Source organism: Cytobacillus mangrovibacter (assembly GCF_042865275.1).
In the GTDB taxonomy this organism is placed as follows: Bacteria; Bacillota; Bacilli; order Bacillales; family Cytobacillaceae; genus Cytobacillus; species Cytobacillus mangrovibacter.
The window spans coordinates 104,104-122,180 of the sequence record NZ_JBIACJ010000003.1 but is presented as its reverse complement, the minus strand read 5'-3'; the positions used below and the strand labels follow the sequence as shown (position 1 = coordinate 122,180).

Below are 18,077 nucleotides of genomic sequence, written 5' to 3'. Positions count from 1 at the left end.
TCAAATATATTCTTTCTTCCACTAGTAGTAAGGAGCATTGGTTCTTTTTAACTATCAGCAAGTCCTAATTTCCCTAAATCCTTATAAATCCTTCTTAAAACAAATAATCCGGTTTACTTCACTAAATCCCAATTTAAGATGCATGGCAAAGCTTTCCTCATTTCCTAATTCACAGTCACTAGCAAATTCACGACAACCTCTTTTCTTTGCCCAATTCTCACAAGCATTCACTAACTTTTTAGCATAGCCTTGTTTACGAAAATCCGCTTTTACATAAAGTCCCTCTAAATATCCTACCGGACTTGAACTCGTCCCTTCAACATAATCATATCGTAGTTGGCATTGTGCAAAACCAACCGCTTTGCTGTCATGATAAGATAAAAAAACCTTTACATCTGGCTGAGCTATAACCTGCGCCATTTCTTGAATAAATTCCTCTAATGTGTGATCTGGCCAAAGTAGTAATGCAAGATATGCAGCTTCCTTTGTATCTTGTAACGTAGCCACTTTTATCATTACATACCTCCAAATATCCTCATTTCTTCTACTATTGCGCTCACTTTAGCTTGCTAAATTATTAATATATTGTTTATCCTTCTTAGTTGTCTCCTTAGTAAGAAGTAGTGACATTGGCAACGGTCTCCTTCTCCCCTAAGGATTATCATAGTTATTATTTCTACTAAGTGATGTTCAAAACCTTTTACCTCACTATAGTTATTAACAAAAATATCCAATTATCAGAAGCATTTAATAGATGCTCAGACAATTGGATATTTAAATTCAGATAAATAAAAATTCAATCTAGTAATTTCACATAGAAAATAAGTATTTGAATCTATCTACTGTAAATGAATACTTACAATTTCATTATTTGATCCGACCCGCATTGGCATCCTCCAAGTGCTGTCGTATGATCAACCAATTTGTATACATTCAATTATTACCTATATCTTTTGCGAATCAGTAACTACTTCCTTTTCCTTATTCTTTTTTAAAACAGTACCCATGATAACGATCATACTTGTTATTCCAATCCAAACCTGGACTGAAACCATATTCCATGATAATTCTGTATTAAAGAAGAAGAGCTTTCGTAAACCTTCTATCATAAATCGCATGGGCAGCCAAGAATATACCCAATCCCGATAGAATGGAGACATCATTTCAGGTGCTAATGCAAGTAAAGGTACTCCAAAGAATAGCAATAAGACAAAGATAGGCATTCCGCTAAACCCAATTAATGAAAATACGGCCAAAATCATTAATATAAAGCTAAATGATGAAATCGCTAAAAGCATGGCTGTATCCATGAAATCTGGAATATTCAGCCCTACTATCGCCTCTGCAATCCAGGTAAAGCCGAATCCAATGACTACTGCTACAAAAGTACCCATTAAAATTTGCCCTATTTTTATCCCAAGTCTTTCTTTTCTAGTAGCGATGGTCATTTTATTAACTGTAAGGAAAAGAATAGCTGCAGTAACCAAACTTGCCATCCACAATGGCTGGAATAAAGTCATCGGGGCATTTCCATTTGCAGTATTGGTTCCAACTTCATTCACATTTGTGACTTTCTTTCCGATTGGAACTGCAAGGCTAGCTGCCTGTTTAGGGGTCAAAGTGGCACCTTGTTTTTCAAAGCCATCTAGCAATTGCTGGCGGACAGTGTTATTCATGTTGTCTACTACTCCATTCAAGACCTGACCTGCCATTGTTGAAGCAGCCATATTCATTCCTTGATTAATAAATAGTTGGACTTCAGGTGTAGACGGGACGGGTGTCTGTAATGATGCTTGTTTCGCACTAAAGTCTTTTGGAATGACTAAAGCACCGTAATACTTTTGATTATCTAATCCTTTTTGGACTTCCTCTTCACTCTTTACTTCCACCCATTTTACGGCAGAATCTTCATCTCTAATTGATGGAGAAGACTTTTGTATCATCTCAACAATGGCTTCGCCCATATTCATTTTAGCTTGATTAGGAATTTGCACTCCCTCATCCTCATTTACAATTGCAATAGGCAGATTTTTTGGTTGTGGCTGGACCGATGGAAATAATGTCAGTGAGAAAATAAGAATCACTGCCAATGCGATGATTGGTGAAGCCCATACTAATTTATTTTTAAACAATTTTGTTCCTCCTTTTTTTACACTCAAAAAACCAACAACGTGTTGTTCTTTTTGCTGTATTCAAATTATAATGAGGATACTAGTTAACTTTCAATAATCAAAAATGAAAGATATGTTGGTTATGGAACACTTACCTTAAATATGTCGGATATCGTTTTAGGAGGAATTTTATTATGGAGGAAAAAAATACAGATCTACGTGTCATTCGAACAAAGCAATCTATTCGGGATGCTTTTGTAGATTTAATAGAGGAAAAGGGATTCGAAGCCATTACAGTTAAAGATATAACAACAAAAGCGAATATAAATCGAGGTACATTTTATGCACATTATCAAGATAAATTTGATTTAATGTCTAAATGTGAGGATGAAATTATGCATGAAATGACCCGAATTGCTAAACAAAACTTTCCAGGACTTATAGCGGCAATTGAATCCAATACACCCACTCTAGAACCAAACCCGATTGCCATTTCAATGCTTGAGTATATAAATAAAAATCACGGATTTATGAAAGCTATGTTAGGTCCAAAAGGAATTGTAACTTTTCAATCAAGAATAAAGGAATTGTTGTGGAATACAATTTTCAAGGATAGTCCAAATTCAATTTTTAAGGAAGAAAAATTACTAGTTCCTGGGTATTATTTAGCATCTTATATTGCATCTGCCCATATCGGGGTGATTCAGAAGTGGCTAGAGAGTGGCAGGGAAGAATCTCCTCAAGAAATGGCTCGCATCCTATCGACCATTACAGTGAATGGTCCCCTCTTTGCAGCTGGTTTGAAAAGTAAATAATTAAGAATAAAGGACGGTTCAATTGCTTCAAGAAAACATGAGAACCGTCCCTTTGATCACTCTTTGATCACTGCAAAAGGATAAAAACACCTAACTACATTTGCTATAACAACTTTATACTCGGGTTGTTATAGTTTGCCCATGCTATATCACTATTAATGTGTCTAACCATTCTATAAGCAACTGGCTTAAACCCGCACTTTGGCCAAAATGTGGAAGAAGCAAGATTGGTTATTCTCCAATCTGTTATTATACTGTTATATCCCTGTTTTTTCATAATCCTATGGCCTTCATCCATTAGCTTTTTACCTACACCTCTTCTCATTTGAGAGTAGTAAGTGCCTGCAATACTTAACTCTACTGTGTTGTCGGGTGTCATCAAATCTGAACTAATAGGATAATATACTTGAAATCCTAATTCCTTCATGTCTTTTATCGCAATAAGGCATGTTTCATCATTTTCCTCTACTATTCTTTTATATCCTTCTTTAATATTCAATACAACTTCAGGTAACGCAGGCTCAAATGTAGGTGCAGAATTATGATACGATTGGATGATGCTAGACATTCTCCCCATCATTTCACTATCCACTTTATTACCAGATCTTATCTCTACATCAGATACAATTTCAAAGGGTTTATAATCCTCTATGTTCATTATCCCGTGCACTTGCTGGATAGAAAAACTTAATCGTTGGCAGGCATCAAAGTACGCTTGATTTCCAAGAGGGATGATCATGTAGTGCATAAAGCAGCCTTGCTCCAGCCATGCCACTGAAACCTTTGCATATAGATTCCTTATAAGTTCAGAGGATTGATCCATTCTGATTGCTATTCCCTCATAGGGCACCCAAATATGTCTGCCTCTAACGGTGTCAATCTTTCTCTCTCCGAATATATAACCAACTAGTTCATTATTAGTAAATGCTCCTATCCCCAAGACATTATTATTAACAAACAATTTTTCAAGTATATCTATTATATACTCGGTATTAAGACAGCTGTTTTTTAGTAACGGAAACACTTCACCTTCAAAATTTTGCCTATGTATTAACAACTCAGCCATTGCGGGTATATCATCAATACGAATCGGTTTGAACTCACATATTTCCATTTTTATTCACCCTCTACAATTTGACATTATATTGCTAGAAATGTAACAATCAATTATTAATTTTTTACGTTAAATCTTTCATTTCTAGCACACTTCATTTGAATACTCTTAGTAAAAACTAATTGCTAGGCAGTTGAATGCCGTGCCAGTCGCTTACATCACATTGACCGTATTCATTATCACCCACAGCAACCACTGTGCCATCCGATTTTAGACCGACTGTATGAGCACACCCCGCCGCAATCGCCACAATATCGTGCCAGTCACTTACGTTACATTGCCCATGTCCGTTCCAACCAGCAGCCTCAACAGTACCGTCCGACTTAAGGCCGATAGTATGATTACTTCCTGCCGCGATCGCCACAATCCCTCGCCACCCGCTTACATCGCATTGGTTATGTTTATTTAAACCCACACCCGTCACCGTGCCGTCCGATTGAAGACCCACGGTATGAAGATAACCTGCTTCGATTGCCACAATATCATGCCAGCCGCTTACATTGCATTGGCGATACCGATTATTCCCCACAGCCATCACTGTGCCATTCACTTTGAGACCAATGCTATGCCAGTCTCCTGCTGCCACCGACACCATATCGCTCCAGCCACTTACATTGCATTCACCTTCATTATTTCTGCCCACTGCTACCACCGTGCCAGCCGCCTTAAGGCCAATGGTACGACACCAACCCGAAGCCACCGCTACAATATCACGCCAGTCATCTACATTGCATTGACCATGCTTATTCCAACCAACAGCCGCCACCGTACTGTCAGATTTAAGACCGATTGAATGAGCATTCCCCGTGTTCTTCGCCATATGAACATTCCCCGCTGCCACAGCCACCATATCGCTCCAACTGCTTACATCACATTGGCCATATTTATTATCACCCACAGCCATCACCGTGCCGCCTGATTTAAGTCCAATAGTATGGCGCCGCCCCGCTGCTATTGGATCTTTAGGCCATCGTGTCACCTTTAACACCGCTTCTTTCGGTGAAATGTAATCCATGTTTTCCCTCCTAAAATATCTATAATGATATTACCTATATTGCCAATAGCATTACTCATTAGCCCTATCAAAAAAGCACCAATTAGAATCAGCGGGATTACCAATAAAAACCTCAAATCATTCAATCCTCTTTTATTTAAGAGTTAAATGAAACAATCTTGGCATTAAACAGATAAAAGACAAAAAAATGGACTGCTCTTACAGCCCATACACACTCCATTCTTGCGTCCGATTTCAGATGATTAGTCATAATTAAAGGTTCCTATCATTTAAAAAATTAAGACTTTTGAATACCTCTTTTTCTCAGTAAATAGGGTACGGTTGATTTTTGTTTGATCAATCCTTCTGCATCAGTTATATGTATGAACTCTTCTGCTTTCTGAGAATCCATCCAAGTAATTTCTTCAATTTCTTCTGGCATTGAAATATTCATTTCTCCACCGATTATTTTTCCTCTAAAAGTAAAGAAAATGACATGATGGCCTCTTTCTTCGAAAAATGCTTCACTTACTGAAAAGATCCCATCTATCTCTACAGCAAAGCCTGTTTCTTCTTTTACTTCACGGATTGCAGCCTCTTCAAGTGTTTCTCCTCGCTCAACTGCTCCTCCAGGAAGTGTATAATATGAAGAGTTTTCTCCTATATTTTTTACCAACAATACATTCTCATCCTGCTCATCAAAGAGAAGTACGTATGCTACATCTACTCGTTTCATCATTTAAAGTCCTCCGTTTAAGAATGATATTATTTCTATTTTTAATACTAAATAAATGCGCCCTATAACGGAAGACTTTATATCATAATAAATATTATTTATTATTTTACATTCGTTAGCCTATAACGTAGTTTACGATTCAGAAGAAACCAGTCGATTATCCCATTCTTCCTCTAAAATAGCATAGCAATATTCATCCCACCATTGATCACCATGTGGGATACATTTTTTAAAATACCCTTCTCTTCTCATGCCGATTTTTTCCATGACACGATAAGATGGAATATTTTCTGGCTGACATGTAGCTACAATTCTATGTAACTTTAGATCCTCAAAACCATATTTTAATATGGCAGACGCTGCTTCCGAAGCGTAACCTTTATTGTAATATTCAGGATTAAATACCCATCCTATTTCATAAGAATGCTCTCCAGAATATTTGAAGAACTCTACATGCCCGATTAAAATATCTTCATTAGCTAATATTACTGGAAATCTCTCAGCTGAATCACCAATATTTCTACTAATAAACTCCTTTGTATCTTTTTCCGTTAATACACCTTCTGGCATATATTTCATCACACTCTTTTTGGAAGTATACTCATGTACCTCTTTCCAATCTTCTAATTCAAAATTACGTATAATTAATCTTTCTGTTTTTAGATACATAGTTTCCCCCTTTATAATTCTACATTTGTTTAAAAAGAAGCTTTAGATATCTTCAAGTAGTGAACCGTTATTAATCATATGTTGGAAGAAAAACTTAGCTCCCCCTAAAGAATAATCCAACAGTTCGGGTTGCATAAGTTTATGTAAATAAGAAGGAATTCTCAAACAACAAATAGAAATATTTACCTATTACAAAAATAGGTAGGTGAGATTATGAAAGCACTATTAGTCATTGACGTACAAAATGGCATTGTTAATTATGGTGATTTCAAAGAAGAACTTTCATTGATAGAAAATATAATTATAGATTTCAAAGATAGGAACAGTCCCGTAATCTTTATGAGACATTTAGATGACGCAGAAGAAAGTCCATTGTATAAGCATTCCGTTGGTTCTGAACTACATAGCTCATTAAAAGATTATGCTGACTATGTACTTGAGAAACAAACACCAAGTTCATTCTTTAATACGGGACTCTCTATCACTTTAGAAAAATTAGGTGTAAATCACCTTTTTATTACAGGCTTTAACACTGAATTTTGTTGTATGTTTACTGCTATCTCTGCCTTTGATAGAGGGTATAAAGTGACATTTATTGAGAATGCTACTGGAACTGTCAATACAGATGAAACATATGAGATGCCAGGTTTAGATATAAAAGACTTCGTTGGAACCGTCTTGCATTGGTCAGACGCAGTTGAAGTATTAGATTATGAAGAATATATAAATGAATATAAAATAGAAAAAAACATTTAAGGAAAGGGATGCTAAGGCATCTCTTTTTATATAAAAAATGAACCGATGCAGGACCATCCTCTTCATTAACAATAGATTAATCGTCAAATTATTTATCTTCTGCCATACGCTTAATCCATTCTATCCCAATCCGTAGCTAAATTTGCCATCCACTCTGCTGTTGAAGACAGTTCCTGTGGACACACCTTATATCTTACTTCCCGCCCAACACGATTGCTGGATACAAGCCTAGCCCCCTTTAAGATGGTTAGATGTTTAACAACTGCCTGACGAGATACAGTTACCATAGTTGCTAATGTTGTTGCTGTCGCCTCTCCTCTTAAAGCGATTAGGTCAAGTAACTCTCGACGCATGGGGTCTGCTAAGGCGATCAAAATATTTTCGTAATGACTGCTATCTGTAGTTTCCAACTTATTGCTCAGCACGTTTCCGAAGTACTTCCGTTTGCATTTCCCAGCCGTGGACGTTCCCATCAAAGAACTTTCTTCGTTCTTGTTCGGATACTGCAAGGTGTGAAAATCCGCTTTCAACTACTCTAAGTAAAGTCCCCCCATCTTTTGAAATCAATTTGAACTCAACTAGCGTAGAATTTCCTTCTTTTGGTTCCTCTCCAGCAAATGAACTTGCCCACCGACATGCAAGGTAGTTTGGCGGTTCTGATTGTTCAATCAACACCGGAAATTGTCCGTACTTCGTGTCCGCCACTACACGTGATCCATTTACCTGAACCTTGTCCGGACCGGGTGCATCCCCCACCCACCATGCAGGTTGGCTAATTAATTCCCATACCGTTTGGATAGGTGCATTAATAAAAATCTCTCTTTTGATTTGATCATTATCCATTACTACTCCTCCTTTTTATAAGTGCAACCGAAGTGTAGCACATATTACAACCTATGTGCAACCAAACTGTAGCACAACAGAGAAATATGTAGCCCAGGGTTTTCTTTTTTACAATCTTATTGGTGGGGGCTTCTATGACTTCTCAATAAAATCGAACGAAAAGTTTCTAACCCTTCAAGAAAATTCATATCACTTACTAAATTGGTCAATAATATCCAAGAGGTGACAATATGGATAAGGATAAATTAAAACTCACATCTTCGGAAATAGGTACACTATGGGGAGAGTATGTAAATGGAACATCAGCAGACATTGTAAATAAATATATGTTTTCGATTATTGAAGACGAGGCAATAAAGGCTATATTTGAGGATGCTATTATTACATTTGAAAAACAAAAAAAACAAATCGTCACTTTTATGGAGAACGAGGGATTTCCAGTGCCCATTGGATTTACTGAAATGGATCTCTTTAAAGATAAACCGAGATTATTCACAGATATATTTTGCCTGAATTATTTACATATCATGACGTTACATGGTTTACTCGGTCATACCACTGCTTTAGCTGTTTCTGTTAGAAAGGACTTAAGGGAGTTTTATGATTCATGCGATAACGATGCGAAAAAGATGTATCATCAAACCATTGAGTTATTGCTTGAGAAAGGAAGTTTCCAAAGAGACCCTTTATTTTATCCAGCTAAAAACCCTGAATATATTTCCAGCCAAGATTTCACAGATGGGATCTTTGGAAAAGGTAGAAAATTAGCAGCGACAGAGATCATTGCTATTTCTTTCAACCTTAAAAAGAGCATTATGACTAAAACACTTTCAATCGCATTCAGTCAAGTCGCCCAAACAAAAGAAGTAAGAAAATTTTTAACCGATTCCGAGAAAACAGCTGATGGTCAAATAAAAACATTTGCAAAAATTATGCAAACAGATAATTTACCTGTACCGAAATCTTTGGAAACAGAAGTGACTACTTCAACGGACTCTCCTTTTTCCGATAAGTTAATGTTGTATCATATTGGTTTCTTGTTCCAGGCAGCACAAAACTATCATGGGGCAGGACTCGCATCAGCTATGAGAACAGACCTTGTAACAACTTATGAAGCGACGATTCTAAAGAATCTAATGGTTACAAAAAAATGGTATAACTTAATGGTACAAAATAAATGGTTAGAACAGCCCCCTCTTGCTCCTAATAGAAATGAACTTGCAAAAGAATCATAGTCTAAACGATGGTTTTGTTTAATGAATAAAAACATAATTGAAAAACTAGTATGGAGCATCGCTCTTCCTGGGTTTGGGCAGTTTTTAAACAGAAAATATTTTAAAGGCATCGTTTTATTGATACTTGAATTTTTGATTAATATACAATCCAATTTCAATCAGATCATTATTATGAGTTTTCACGGAGAAATTGATGAGGCCATAAAACATGCAGATTATCAGTGGTTGATGTTTTATCCTTGTTTATACTTTTTTGCTATATGGGATGCCGTTAAAGATGCAGGTGGAGGGAAAGACCCTATTTCTTCCCTCCCCTATGCCTTGTCAGCGTTTCTTGTAACAGTGGGACTGATTTTTTCATCCAAATTAATGATATTTGGAGTATTATTGGGTCCTGTTTGGCTTCCAATGTTGTTTGTTTTTCCTGGGATAGCATTTGGCATTCTTATTAAGAAGATCATAAATAACATTTTTTTGAAAACCATCCCTTAAAAAAAGATGGTTTTTTTGTTCGTTCCGCTAAACTCATCTTTAGTTTAAATACATTTCTTCACAATATCAACTTATCATACTAAGCATTACTAAACAGTCTGGCCTTTAAATGAAAAATGAGCACTTATCCTTTTCAAGGATAGCGCCCGTTTAGTGCAATAAGATATTACTATTACTTTATTCTGTGTCAGGCTTTATTCTCTCATCAAAGTCATCTTTAGAAATTTCCCAAACATCATATTCTTCTCCAAACTTATCGCGTACATCTTGAGCCATTAATTCAGAAATAATGTCATAGTCATCTAATATATCTTCACTAAGTATTCCCTCTACTGTATTCCATCTGATAAACTTTTCGTCCATCAAAGACTTAATAAAGAAATACCTTGTTTCAAATTTAGTAATCATAATCTCCCCTGTAAAAGTTCTTATTTCAGCAATAATATCACAATTGAAATTGATTTTTCTTAAATTCAATTGCACCGTTAGCACCTGAAGCGTCTGTTCTTATTGAACAATCAGCGCCAGATAATTGAAAAACTGATTTAATATTGATTAGCTATTTAAACAAAATTATTCGCCTTTATCAAAACCGAGATGAACAGAGTCTGCAATCCTTTCATAGCCAATTTCTCTATAGATCTTATTTGATGTCGGGTTCATCATATCTGTGTACAGTACGCAAAAGTTGAATTCTTTAAGTAGTTCTCTTGATATCTCCGTAACAAGCGTCCGAGCATATCCTTTTTTGCGTTCTTCCTTTGGCGTAAAAACCAAACCAACAGTTACACCTTTCTTTGTAGGACGTGACTTCTTCATCATAGATACGATCTTTCCTTTATCCTCCCAAATAAAAACCTCTTGTTCCTTCAGAAACATTGCCACACGTTTTTTCACTTGTTCGATTGGGGAAATCGGCAGTCCGGCATCATTTTCGAATAAGTTGTACCACTTCTCGATAAGTGGAGAATCGCTCTCTTTTGCATAACGCCAAGAACCAGGACTATGTTCAAGCGTTTCATTCACCTTGTTCAAACGATACAATCCCTGATCCATAAGCAGTTGATGCGTCTTACCGGTTTTCATTTCCCACTTTGCTGCGACTTTGTATGCCCACTCTTTCAAACTAATGATCGAACGAAAGTCAATTTCAAGTTCAACCATATTTCTTATGAAGAAATCTATTATTTCTTCTAAACGTTTTTCATCGACAAAAATAAGATTTAACGGATGCGGGGGTGTCATTTGGAAGAAGGCTAACACCTTTCCATCTTCCTCAATTGTCGCCATAAATGGATTCTCATAATTACCAGCTTTAATAGCTTGCAGTATACCGTAAAAAAGACTGAATACATCTTCCTTTTCCAATAAAAACGACTCTATCTTTCTCTCAAAATCATGAGGATTATCATAAACTTTAAATTTCATTTTCAACACTCCATTCATAATCAAATAAAATCGAAGGCACCGATTTAAAAATACCTTTTCATTCCGTATTCTTACCTTCTAACTAATTTAAATCTTTCTTTAAATAAGGATCTTTTCTAAAAGAAAGTTGTTTTTTGAATAAATGTTGTGAGTGAAAATCGTAGACAAATATGTCTAGTTGATTGTAGCGGAAGACGCGAGACTCCTGCGGGAAGTGTGGGACAGCTGAGACCCCGCAGACGCTTTAGCGTCGAGGAGGCTTAGCGCCCACCCCGCGGAAAGCGAGCGATCTGGAGCGGAAATCAACTTCTACGAATTCGTGTTAAAAGCAACAATGTTTGCGAAAACAGCCTTAAATAATAATGCTCAAAATCTCTTCCTACATTATCTATACTTCCAAACACTTTGTAGTTATCTCTTTAGTAATAAGTAGTGTCATTTACAAGTTTCTCCTTCTCCCATATGGGGTATTATAGTAATAAGTTCTACTAAGTGATGTTCCAAACCTTCTACTTCATTTTAATTATTAACATAAATATCCAACCCAGGAGTATATGCCTTTTCATCCAAAGATCATTTGGGGCAACTAGACAAAGGATTATGATTTGTGATAAATTATTATAATAAAAAATTTATTAAAATATTTTAAATCGATGAAGAGGAAAGTAGTTTTTGCTAGGTTCTATAGCGAGTCAGGGACGGTGGAAGCCTGGCGATAAAGCATAAACGAAGAACACCTTTGAGTTCTAACCGAAAAGGATATCTTAAGTAGGCTTAGACGTTACCAGCACGTTACCTGACTGGAGTTAGCAATTTTAGCTTTAGAGTTGGTCATTTGATGACAATTTGGGTGGTACCGCGGAAGCAAGCCTTTCGTCCCTTTTTCGGGATGAAGGCTTTTTTAATGTAATTAATACCATAAGGAGGATTATTATGCTTAAGACTGTAGTAAAAGATTTATACAGAAATCAAGAAAATTTCAAGGACAAGACTGTTCAAATTTCAGGCTGGATCCGTACTCTTCGAGATTCTAAAACCATTGGTTTTATGGAGTTAAACGACGGAACATTCTTTAAGAGTGTACAAATCGTTTTTGAGGATACCCTTGATAATTTCAAAGAAATTACGAAATTACCTATTAGCTCATCTGTATTAGTTGAAGGTGAATTTGTTCCAACTCCAGAAATGAAGCAGCCTTTTGAAATTAAAGCGACAAAAATCGTTGTGGAAGGATTATCGGATACAGATTATCCTTTACAAAAAAAGCGACATTCCCTTGAATATTTAAGAACTATCGCTCATTTGCGTCCGAGAGCCAATACCTTCTCAGCCGTTTTCAGAGTAAGATCTCTTGCATCGTACGCGATTCATAAATTCTTTCAAGATAAAGGATTTGTCAATGTGCATACACCGATTATTACTGGTAGCGATACAGAAGGCGCCGGGGAAATGTTCCGTGTGACATCAATGGATTTAAACAAGCTTCCTAAAACCCAAGAGGGAAAAGTGGATGAAGGCGCAGATTTCTTTGGAAAAGAATCCAACTTAACGGTTAGCGGTCAATTAAATGCGGAAACTTTTGCTCTTGCATTCCGTAATGTGTATACCTTTGGTCCGACCTTTAGAGCTGAAAATTCAAATACAGCACGGCATGCCGCTGAATTCTGGATGATTGAGCCAGAAGTTGCTTTTGCCGAATTACCTGATATCATGGACCTTGGAGAAGAAATGGTCAAGTATGTCATTGATTACGTTTTTGAACAGGCACCTGAAGAAATGGCCTTCTTTAATAGCTTTATTGATAAAACACTTATTGAAAGATTAAAGAATGCATTAGAATCCGACTTTGGAAGAGTTACTTATACCGAAGCTGTTGAATTATTAAAGAACTCCGGCAAGGAATTTGACTACCCTGTTGAATGGGGAACAGATTTGCAAACTGAACATGAACGTTATCTAAGCGAGGAAGTTTACAAGCGTCCTGTCTTCGTAACCGACTATCCGAAAGAAATTAAGGCTTTTTATATGAGAGCAAATGAGGATGGCAAGACAGTAGCAGCGACTGACCTATTGGTTCCCGGTATTGGTGAGCTAATTGGAGGAAGCCAGCGTGAGGAAAGAGAAGATGTCCTTGCAAATAGAATTAAAGAACTAGGTATGGCGGTAGAAGATTACTGGTGGTATCTCGAGCTTAGAAAATATGGTGGTACCAAGCATTCTGGCTATGGTATTGGGTTTGAACGACTTGTCATGTATCTAACTGGAATGAAGAACATCCGCGATGTCATCCCATTCCCACGTACACCTGGAAATGCAGATTTTTAATTAAATAGATGCTTCAAAATAAACAATAGGATGCTACGGCATCCTATTGACTCTTTACCGCCTTTGGAAAAACCAACTATTAATCCCTCATTGCTTTCTGCTACATATACGTCTTCATACGGAATGGCATTGGTCCACATCTGTTCACAACTTTCATACGAAATCATTGGTAATCGCTCTTCATGTCTAAAAACATGTCTCTTCTCTTCTTTTCTGTAAATAAAAAGCGCCCTTTAACTGTGCAATTGTATTTTTATAAAAGATTATTTGAAAAAACTATAGGGAATATTAATGGTATTATTTTTGTTGAAGGTGATTGAACAAAATGGCACCATTAATCAGTGAAGAAGAAATTAAAAAATCAGATGAGTTTTTTCAACAAATCCATAAGATTGAAATGGAATATTTAGATTATTGGATGGAAAATACATTATGGGATTGGGAATTTTGGGTTTCAATATTTTTATCAATAATTCCATGGCTTGTATGGTTTATCGTTCGTAAACGAGGAAGTGAAGCAAGGCTACTCTTGGCTGGAAGTTTTGGTATTATAATGGCTTGTTGGTTAGATTTCATAGGGGTAATATCTGGGCTTTGGCATTATTCGGGAAGAGTTTTACCGACAATTCCAGCCTTTTTACCTTGGGATTTTTCATTGATACCAGTAACGATCATGCTTTGGTTGCAATATAAACCAACATATAATCCTCTTTTCAAAGCTATTATCTATTCCGCATTGTCTTCTTTTATTGGTGAACCTCTATTTGAATGGATAGGATTTTACACAGAAGTAAACTGGAGTGTTTTTTATTCCTTTCCAATATATATCATTATTTACTTGATCGCTTATCGAATTAGTATCGCTAAAACATTTGATCCTTTATAAATTATTAAACTAATGTTATATCTCCTTCAGACCTTGAAATTCCTAATCATATAGGAATTTCAAGATATGTAGTGGAAATACGGTGTCAACATGGGTGTTACGTAGAATGCTGGCTGGACCCCAACTTTAATAATACATATTTAATTTACGAAACGATCTAGAAATTTACTCGCGTCACTATTAAATTTCCACATTACCCCAAACTTATCAACTAGCACACCAAAACTTGCTGACCATGGCGTAGAAGATAGCGGCATGATCACAGTACCCCCTTCTGAAAGACCTTCAAAATATTGTTTATTCATTTCTGGATCAGCATCAATCATACTAATTAAGACGGTATTCCCTTTTATGATTCCGCCTATCCCAGCTTGCATAAATGGCAGAACATCAGAAATCATTAAAATATTCCCTGAAAACTCAATACGAGATTCCATAATCATGTTTTGTTCTTCTTCTGCTAATGGGGCATTTGGATCTTGACCAAAGGCACCAAATCTCACCATTTTTACGTTTGTTGCTTGTAATGCCTGTTCATAAAAGGCTAACGCTTCTTCTGCTCGTCCATCAAATTGTAGATAAGATATTGCTTTCATCACTTCATTCCTCCTTTTCATATTTGAAGTATAATAGGACATATACGACAACTGTATGTCGTATATGGGAGGGAAATATGAAAAAAATTGAACGACTGATCTCGATAGTGATGATTTTGTTACAAAAAGAAGTTGTTTCGGCATCCGAATTTAGCCGACTTTTCAATGTAACGAGACGAACGATTCAACGTGATATGGAAGCATTAAGCTATGCGAACATCCCTATTTATGCAGAATATGGTGCTGAAGGCGGATATGCACTAATGGAAGAGTATAAATTTGATAAACGATTACTAAATCACAAGGATGTTGAAAATATCTTCATAGCTTTAGGGGGTTTTGAAGGACTGATTACAAATCAAGAGATTCAAATGACTATTCAAAAAATCAAAGGAATGACAAGCTCAGAGATTTCTCCAAAACTTAATTTATCTTTTTACGAGTGGACAGGAAGAAGCCAAATGAATGAAGATATTTTATTTATCAAGCAAGCAATTGAGAATCATTGGTTATTAAAGTTTGAGTATGTAGACCAAATGGGAAACATAACTCACAGGATCGTAGAACCCTATAAATTACATTTAAGTGAAATGCATTGGTATCTTTTTGGTTATAGTTTAGAACGGGAAGACTATCGAATCTTTAAATTGACGAGGATCACAAATATCCAAAAAGACGGTTATTTTGTCCCAAGACCCGAGAAGGTATTTGAAGAAAAAAAACAACATAATGAACCACTAAATTTAGTTAGTGTACAGCTCTTGATAGATGTTGCAGTAAAAGATCAATTTATCGAGAGATACGGAAAAAATGCCGTTACAAAAGTGACGACAAGAAGCTACCTTACGACAATTGAATTGCCTGAGAATCAATTTGCCTACCAATTTTTAGCCGGATTCGGTAATAAAGTTAAAATTATGGAGCCAAAAGGTTTTATTTCAAACTATTTAAACTTTCTAGAGGAAGCAGTGAACCTCTACAAATAGAATTTTTCGCACATAGTAAAAATAAACGTAGGTAAATAATTGGGAATTAATGTATTTTAATAAACAAATCCACTTCCTAGTAAAACAGAAGTGGATTCATTAATAAGTCTATTTATTTCTTTTTATTTAAATAATCCTTATAGACTAAAACAGCAACAACAGGCGTTAAAACCAAGCCTCATGAAAACATTTCCTTTAGGTTTTCATCTTAGGTTTTTTATTACAAATGTTAAATTATTTGTCCACACTATTTTCCAATCAGTGTCTGAATCTAATCTTATGTTCTAGTTCAGACTTCTGACGTAAGTGATGGCGAAAATGCATATCGACAAGATCGAACCATTCTCTTGCGTTCAGCCAGCCAAGTCCTCCATGTTTAACTTTGTAGTTGGGATTTATTGCATCTACTCTAGATTCCCATTGTCTCAACCTCTGTTTTACTTGATCTAGTCTACCCGATAGTTCTTCTATATTATCCGAATTACTTGGTGGGGTATTTAGTTCGTCTGGTAACTTGATTTTGATTGGTGGGAACCCTCCAATTTTATAAAAATGCTCTCCAGACTCCGTTTTCCCAAGCTTTTGCTCTTCCTTTAATGCTGCACAAGCTTCCACATTATCTAGGTACTCCATAGCAACAAGAATCACATGGTCGTACATTTGACCAATGGACCAAACTCCATCAGCTGTTATAAATCTTAGTTGCTCAAGTGAATATTTTAGCAGTTCGATTTTATAGGTTTCAATTAGTTCTAAATTACTCATTTAATCACTCCTTTACCAATAAAATTTAATGTTCATGAAAAGAAAAGATTATTTTTGCTCTATTTTTCCTAATAATTCTTTTAAAATATTTGAAATCCTTTTAAATTTTGAACCTATTTTGTTATTTCACAATCTAGTCCAATTGTGGAATAACAAAAAATCCTGAATGTACACAGGATTTTTTAATTAAGTATACGTTTATAATAAAAAAGTTTGCCTCGAATCGTTTAACCAATCAATTATTGTGGAACTTCAAATGATTCTACATTTGGTTCAACAATCTTCATCAGATTTCTATTCTGCATTATAAATTTTATAAGTGCTGCTTTAAAATAAAATTAGCTTTCCTATCTAGTTCTGCAATCTGCCCTTTTCGTTGAAATAGTACTCCTACTTTCTACTATCAACAGGCATAGATTTCCCTAAAGCTAATTCTAAAAAATCAATATATACCAGAACCTCCTCTGGCAAAAACACATCGTTTCGCTTCACCAATCCCACCTGAATTAGGTTGCTTCCTTCCAATGGAATCGAGATAATATTGGAGTTCATATAATTATTTACGATACAGCCGGTTCCGATGTTGTAGGCATCTGTATTCGACAGGAGATTATTCATAGTGCCCCTATCCTTTAAATAGACCACTTTTCCAATTTCGTCTACATTGATCGTTTCTTCTGCAAAGTGAAGCATTACATCGTCCTGCTGATAGGTTAAAAAGGGATAGTTCCTTAACTGCTCCAACGTAATGCATTCGAGATGAGCCAGAGGATGCTCTTTACGGAGAAAGACATGTTGCTTTATTGAAGCGAGTGGAGTAAACAGTAATGATTTTGAGGTAAAATAACGCTCAAAAAAGCTCTTGTTTAAATCAGTCAGAGATAGAATTCCGAGAATACTTCTGCTTGCGTACACGTCATCAATTACCTCAGTTGACTTTCCTTCCCGAATCGTGAATTCATATTTTTGCTCGTTAAAATAATCCATCAAATTTGCAACAGCCTCTATTGCAAAACCATAATGTTGAGAGGAAATAGAGAACTTTGTTACGTCTGCCGCCTTTTCCTTATTGAAATGATAGACGACAGATTCCATTTGTTCTAAAAGGGTTTTAGCATAAAATAATAACTCTGTACCATCTTTGGTGAAGACAACGCCTTTATTCGTTCGATCAAGAATCGTAATTCCTAACTCAGCCTCCAGATCACGTACTGCTTTGCTGATACTGGGCTGTGTCACGTAAAGTGCGGAAGCAGCTTTACTGATAGAATTATGCTTGGCAATCTCCACGATATAACGAAATTGCTGGAGTGTCATGTTCGTCCC

The 18,077-nt window shown here is 36.1% G+C and carries 21 protein-coding genes and 1 other annotated feature; of the genes, 7 read left to right on the top strand and 14 right to left on the bottom strand.

What is annotated here, in order from left to right:
• Positions 1 to 81: 81 nt before the first annotated feature.
• Both aac(6') and ACFYKT_RS07005 read right to left on the bottom strand, forming a co-directional pair.
• Positions 82 to 516, bottom strand: a complete 435-nt coding sequence (aac(6'), locus tag ACFYKT_RS07010; protein WP_389217444.1) for an aminoglycoside 6'-N-acetyltransferase — start codon at positions 514 to 516, stop codon at positions 82 to 84.
• Positions 517 to 944: 428 nt separating this feature from the next.
• Positions 945 to 2,132: a YhgE/Pip domain-containing protein gene (locus tag ACFYKT_RS07005; protein WP_389217442.1), complete on the bottom strand. Its 1,188-nt coding sequence runs from the start codon at positions 2,130 to 2,132 to the stop codon at positions 945 to 947.
• 173 nt (positions 2,133 to 2,305) lie between these two features.
• Here ACFYKT_RS07005 and ACFYKT_RS07000 point away from each other — a divergent pair, with 173 nt between their 5' ends.
• Entirely contained in the window at positions 2,306 to 2,926 is a 621-nt protein-coding gene (locus ACFYKT_RS07000) for a TetR/AcrR family transcriptional regulator (protein WP_389217439.1), read from the top strand.
• A gap of 103 nt (positions 2,927 to 3,029) precedes the next feature.
• On the opposite strand, the gene ACFYKT_RS06995 is transcribed toward ACFYKT_RS07000, so the two are convergent.
• The 4 genes from ACFYKT_RS06995 to ACFYKT_RS06980 all read right to left on the bottom strand — a co-directional run bounded on the left by ACFYKT_RS06995 (position 3,030) and on the right by ACFYKT_RS06980 (position 6,439).
• The gene (locus ACFYKT_RS06995) at positions 3,030 to 4,040 is read right to left on the bottom strand and encodes a GNAT family N-acetyltransferase (protein WP_389217437.1); all 1,011 of its coding nucleotides are present in this window, start codon (positions 4,038 to 4,040) and stop codon (positions 3,030 to 3,032) included.
• Between the two features lie 118 nt (positions 4,041 to 4,158).
• Complete coding sequence (locus ACFYKT_RS06990; RefSeq protein ID WP_389217434.1) at positions 4,159 to 5,055, bottom strand: RCC1 domain-containing protein; 897 nt, start codon at positions 5,053 to 5,055, stop codon at positions 4,159 to 4,161.
• Between the two features lie 277 nt (positions 5,056 to 5,332).
• Entirely contained in the window at positions 5,333 to 5,770 is a 438-nt protein-coding gene (locus ACFYKT_RS06985) for an NUDIX hydrolase (RefSeq protein ID WP_389218290.1), read from the bottom strand.
• A gap of 132 nt (positions 5,771 to 5,902) precedes the next feature.
• Positions 5,903 to 6,439, bottom strand: coding sequence for a GNAT family N-acetyltransferase (locus ACFYKT_RS06980; protein ID WP_389217431.1), 537 nt, complete (start codon positions 6,437 to 6,439; stop codon positions 5,903 to 5,905).
• A gap of 213 nt (positions 6,440 to 6,652) precedes the next feature.
• Between ACFYKT_RS06980 and ACFYKT_RS06975 the strand changes: the two genes are divergently transcribed.
• A complete protein-coding gene (locus tag ACFYKT_RS06975; protein ID WP_389217428.1) occupies positions 6,653 to 7,195 on the top strand; it encodes an isochorismatase family protein in 543 nt (180 codons plus the stop codon).
• A gap of 110 nt (positions 7,196 to 7,305) precedes the next feature.
• Here ACFYKT_RS06975 and ACFYKT_RS06970 read toward each other — a convergent pair whose 3' ends face one another.
• Entirely contained in the window at positions 7,306 to 7,605 is a 300-nt protein-coding gene (locus tag ACFYKT_RS06970) for an ArsR/SmtB family transcription factor (protein ID WP_389217426.1), read from the bottom strand.
• A gap of 1 nt (position 7,606) precedes the next feature.
• The gene (locus ACFYKT_RS06965) at positions 7,607 to 8,038 is read right to left on the bottom strand and encodes an SRPBCC domain-containing protein (RefSeq protein WP_389217423.1); all 432 of its coding nucleotides are present in this window, start codon (positions 8,036 to 8,038) and stop codon (positions 7,607 to 7,609) included.
• 230 nt (positions 8,039 to 8,268) lie between these two features.
• Here ACFYKT_RS06965 and ACFYKT_RS06960 point away from each other — a divergent pair, with 230 nt between their 5' ends.
• Entirely contained in the window at positions 8,269 to 9,273 is a 1,005-nt protein-coding gene (locus ACFYKT_RS06960; RefSeq protein WP_389217421.1) for a DUF3231 family protein, read from the top strand.
• A gap of 21 nt (positions 9,274 to 9,294) precedes the next feature.
• On the top strand, positions 9,295 to 9,765 hold the full coding sequence (locus ACFYKT_RS06955; protein ID WP_389217419.1) for a hypothetical protein: 471 nt from the start codon (positions 9,295 to 9,297) through the stop codon (positions 9,763 to 9,765).
• Between the two features lie 177 nt (positions 9,766 to 9,942).
• Here the strand turns inward: ACFYKT_RS06955 and ACFYKT_RS06950 are convergent, their stop codons facing one another.
• Together ACFYKT_RS06950 and ACFYKT_RS06945 are read right to left on the bottom strand one after the other, a co-directional pair.
• Positions 9,943 to 10,248 carry a hypothetical protein gene (locus tag ACFYKT_RS06950; RefSeq protein ID WP_389217416.1) on the bottom strand — a complete coding sequence of 102 codons (306 nt, stop codon included), beginning with the start codon at positions 10,246 to 10,248 and terminating at the stop codon, positions 9,943 to 9,945.
• A 90-nt stretch (positions 10,249 to 10,338) separates the two neighbouring features.
• Positions 10,339 to 11,193, bottom strand: a complete 855-nt coding sequence (locus ACFYKT_RS06945) for a GNAT family N-acetyltransferase (RefSeq protein WP_389217413.1) — start codon at positions 11,191 to 11,193, stop codon at positions 10,339 to 10,341.
• Positions 11,194 to 11,837: 644 nt separating this feature from the next.
• Positions 11,838 to 12,077: a binding site (T-box leader), on the top strand.
• A 49-nt stretch (positions 12,078 to 12,126) separates the two neighbouring features.
• Here ACFYKT_RS06945 and asnS point away from each other — a divergent pair.
• Positions 12,127 to 13,518 (top strand): asparagine--tRNA ligase, encoded by a 1,392-nt coding sequence (gene asnS / locus ACFYKT_RS06940; RefSeq protein ID WP_389217411.1) that lies wholly within the window; start codon positions 12,127 to 12,129, stop codon positions 13,516 to 13,518.
• Here the strand turns inward: asnS and ACFYKT_RS06935 are convergent.
• Positions 13,515 to 13,685 carry a hypothetical protein gene (locus ACFYKT_RS06935; protein WP_389217408.1) on the bottom strand — a complete coding sequence of 57 codons (171 nt, stop codon included), beginning with the start codon at positions 13,683 to 13,685 and terminating at the stop codon, positions 13,515 to 13,517. The two genes, asnS and ACFYKT_RS06935, sit on opposite strands and share 4 nt — an antisense overlap.
• Before the next feature lie 158 nt (positions 13,686 to 13,843).
• On the opposite strand from ACFYKT_RS06935, the gene ACFYKT_RS06930 reads away from it, so the two are divergent.
• On the top strand, positions 13,844 to 14,404 hold the full coding sequence (locus ACFYKT_RS06930) for a CBO0543 family protein (RefSeq protein WP_389217405.1): 561 nt from the start codon (positions 13,844 to 13,846) through the stop codon (positions 14,402 to 14,404).
• Positions 14,405 to 14,544: 140 nt separating this feature from the next.
• Here the strand turns inward: ACFYKT_RS06930 and ACFYKT_RS06925 are convergent, their stop codons facing one another.
• Positions 14,545 to 15,000 (bottom strand): VOC family protein, encoded by a 456-nt coding sequence (locus tag ACFYKT_RS06925; protein WP_389218287.1) that lies wholly within the window; start codon positions 14,998 to 15,000, stop codon positions 14,545 to 14,547.
• Positions 15,001 to 15,077: 77 nt separating this feature from the next.
• On the opposite strand from ACFYKT_RS06925, the gene ACFYKT_RS06920 reads away from it, so the two are divergent.
• The gene (locus ACFYKT_RS06920) at positions 15,078 to 15,986 is read left to right on the top strand and encodes a helix-turn-helix transcriptional regulator (RefSeq protein WP_389217402.1); all 909 of its coding nucleotides are present in this window, start codon (positions 15,078 to 15,080) and stop codon (positions 15,984 to 15,986) included.
• 258 nt (positions 15,987 to 16,244) lie between these two features.
• On the opposite strand, the gene ACFYKT_RS06915 is transcribed toward ACFYKT_RS06920, so the two are convergent.
• Both ACFYKT_RS06915 and ACFYKT_RS06910 read right to left on the bottom strand, forming a co-directional pair.
• Positions 16,245 to 16,751: a DinB family protein gene (locus tag ACFYKT_RS06915; RefSeq protein ID WP_389217399.1), complete on the bottom strand. Its 507-nt coding sequence runs from the start codon at positions 16,749 to 16,751 to the stop codon at positions 16,245 to 16,247.
• Positions 16,752 to 17,141: 390 nt separating this feature from the next.
• Positions 17,142 to 18,068, bottom strand: coding sequence for a LysR family transcriptional regulator (locus tag ACFYKT_RS06910; protein WP_389217396.1), 927 nt, complete (start codon positions 18,066 to 18,068; stop codon positions 17,142 to 17,144).
• Positions 18,069 to 18,077 lie beyond the last annotated feature (9 nt).

What these genes read in the sequence shown, in the direction of transcription:
- ACFYKT_RS06990 (WP_389217434.1), bottom strand. Translation starts at nt 5,055, where the DNA reads ATGGATTACATTTCACCGAAAGAAGCGGTGTTAAAGGTGACACGATGG.
- ACFYKT_RS07000 (WP_389217439.1), top strand. Translation starts at nt 2,306, where the DNA reads ATGGAGGAAAAAAATACAGATCTACGTGTCATTCGAACAAAGCAATCT.
- ACFYKT_RS06935 (WP_389217408.1), bottom strand. Translation starts at nt 13,685, where the DNA reads ATGATTTCGTATGAAAGTTGTGAACAGATGTGGACCAATGCCATTCCG.
- ACFYKT_RS06910 (WP_389217396.1), bottom strand. Translation starts at nt 18,068, where the DNA reads ATGACACTCCAGCAATTTCGTTATATCGTGGAGATTGCCAAGCATAAT.
- ACFYKT_RS06980 (WP_389217431.1), bottom strand. Translation starts at nt 6,439, where the DNA reads ATGTATCTAAAAACAGAAAGATTAATTATACGTAATTTTGAATTAGAA.
- ACFYKT_RS06930 (WP_389217405.1), top strand. Translation starts at nt 13,844, where the DNA reads ATGGCACCATTAATCAGTGAAGAAGAAATTAAAAAATCAGATGAGTTT.
- ACFYKT_RS06965 (WP_389217423.1), bottom strand. Translation starts at nt 8,038, where the DNA reads ATGGATAATGATCAAATCAAAAGAGAGATTTTTATTAATGCACCTATC.
- ACFYKT_RS06955 (WP_389217419.1), top strand. Translation starts at nt 9,295, where the DNA reads ATGAATAAAAACATAATTGAAAAACTAGTATGGAGCATCGCTCTTCCT.
- ACFYKT_RS06945 (WP_389217413.1), bottom strand. Translation starts at nt 11,193, where the DNA reads ATGAAATTTAAAGTTTATGATAATCCTCATGATTTTGAGAGAAAGATA.
- asnS (WP_389217411.1), top strand. Translation starts at nt 12,127, where the DNA reads ATGCTTAAGACTGTAGTAAAAGATTTATACAGAAATCAAGAAAATTTC.
- ACFYKT_RS06920 (WP_389217402.1), top strand. Translation starts at nt 15,078, where the DNA reads ATGAAAAAAATTGAACGACTGATCTCGATAGTGATGATTTTGTTACAA.
- ACFYKT_RS06975 (WP_389217428.1), top strand. Translation starts at nt 6,653, where the DNA reads ATGAAAGCACTATTAGTCATTGACGTACAAAATGGCATTGTTAATTAT.
- ACFYKT_RS06995 (WP_389217437.1), bottom strand. Translation starts at nt 4,040, where the DNA reads ATGGAAATATGTGAGTTCAAACCGATTCGTATTGATGATATACCCGCA.
- ACFYKT_RS06985 (WP_389218290.1), bottom strand. Translation starts at nt 5,770, where the DNA reads ATGAAACGAGTAGATGTAGCATACGTACTTCTCTTTGATGAGCAGGAT.
- ACFYKT_RS06960 (WP_389217421.1), top strand. Translation starts at nt 8,269, where the DNA reads ATGGATAAGGATAAATTAAAACTCACATCTTCGGAAATAGGTACACTA.
- ACFYKT_RS06925 (WP_389218287.1), bottom strand. Translation starts at nt 15,000, where the DNA reads ATGAAAGCAATATCTTATCTACAATTTGATGGACGAGCAGAAGAAGCG.
- ACFYKT_RS06915 (WP_389217399.1), bottom strand. Translation starts at nt 16,751, where the DNA reads ATGAGTAATTTAGAACTAATTGAAACCTATAAAATCGAACTGCTAAAA.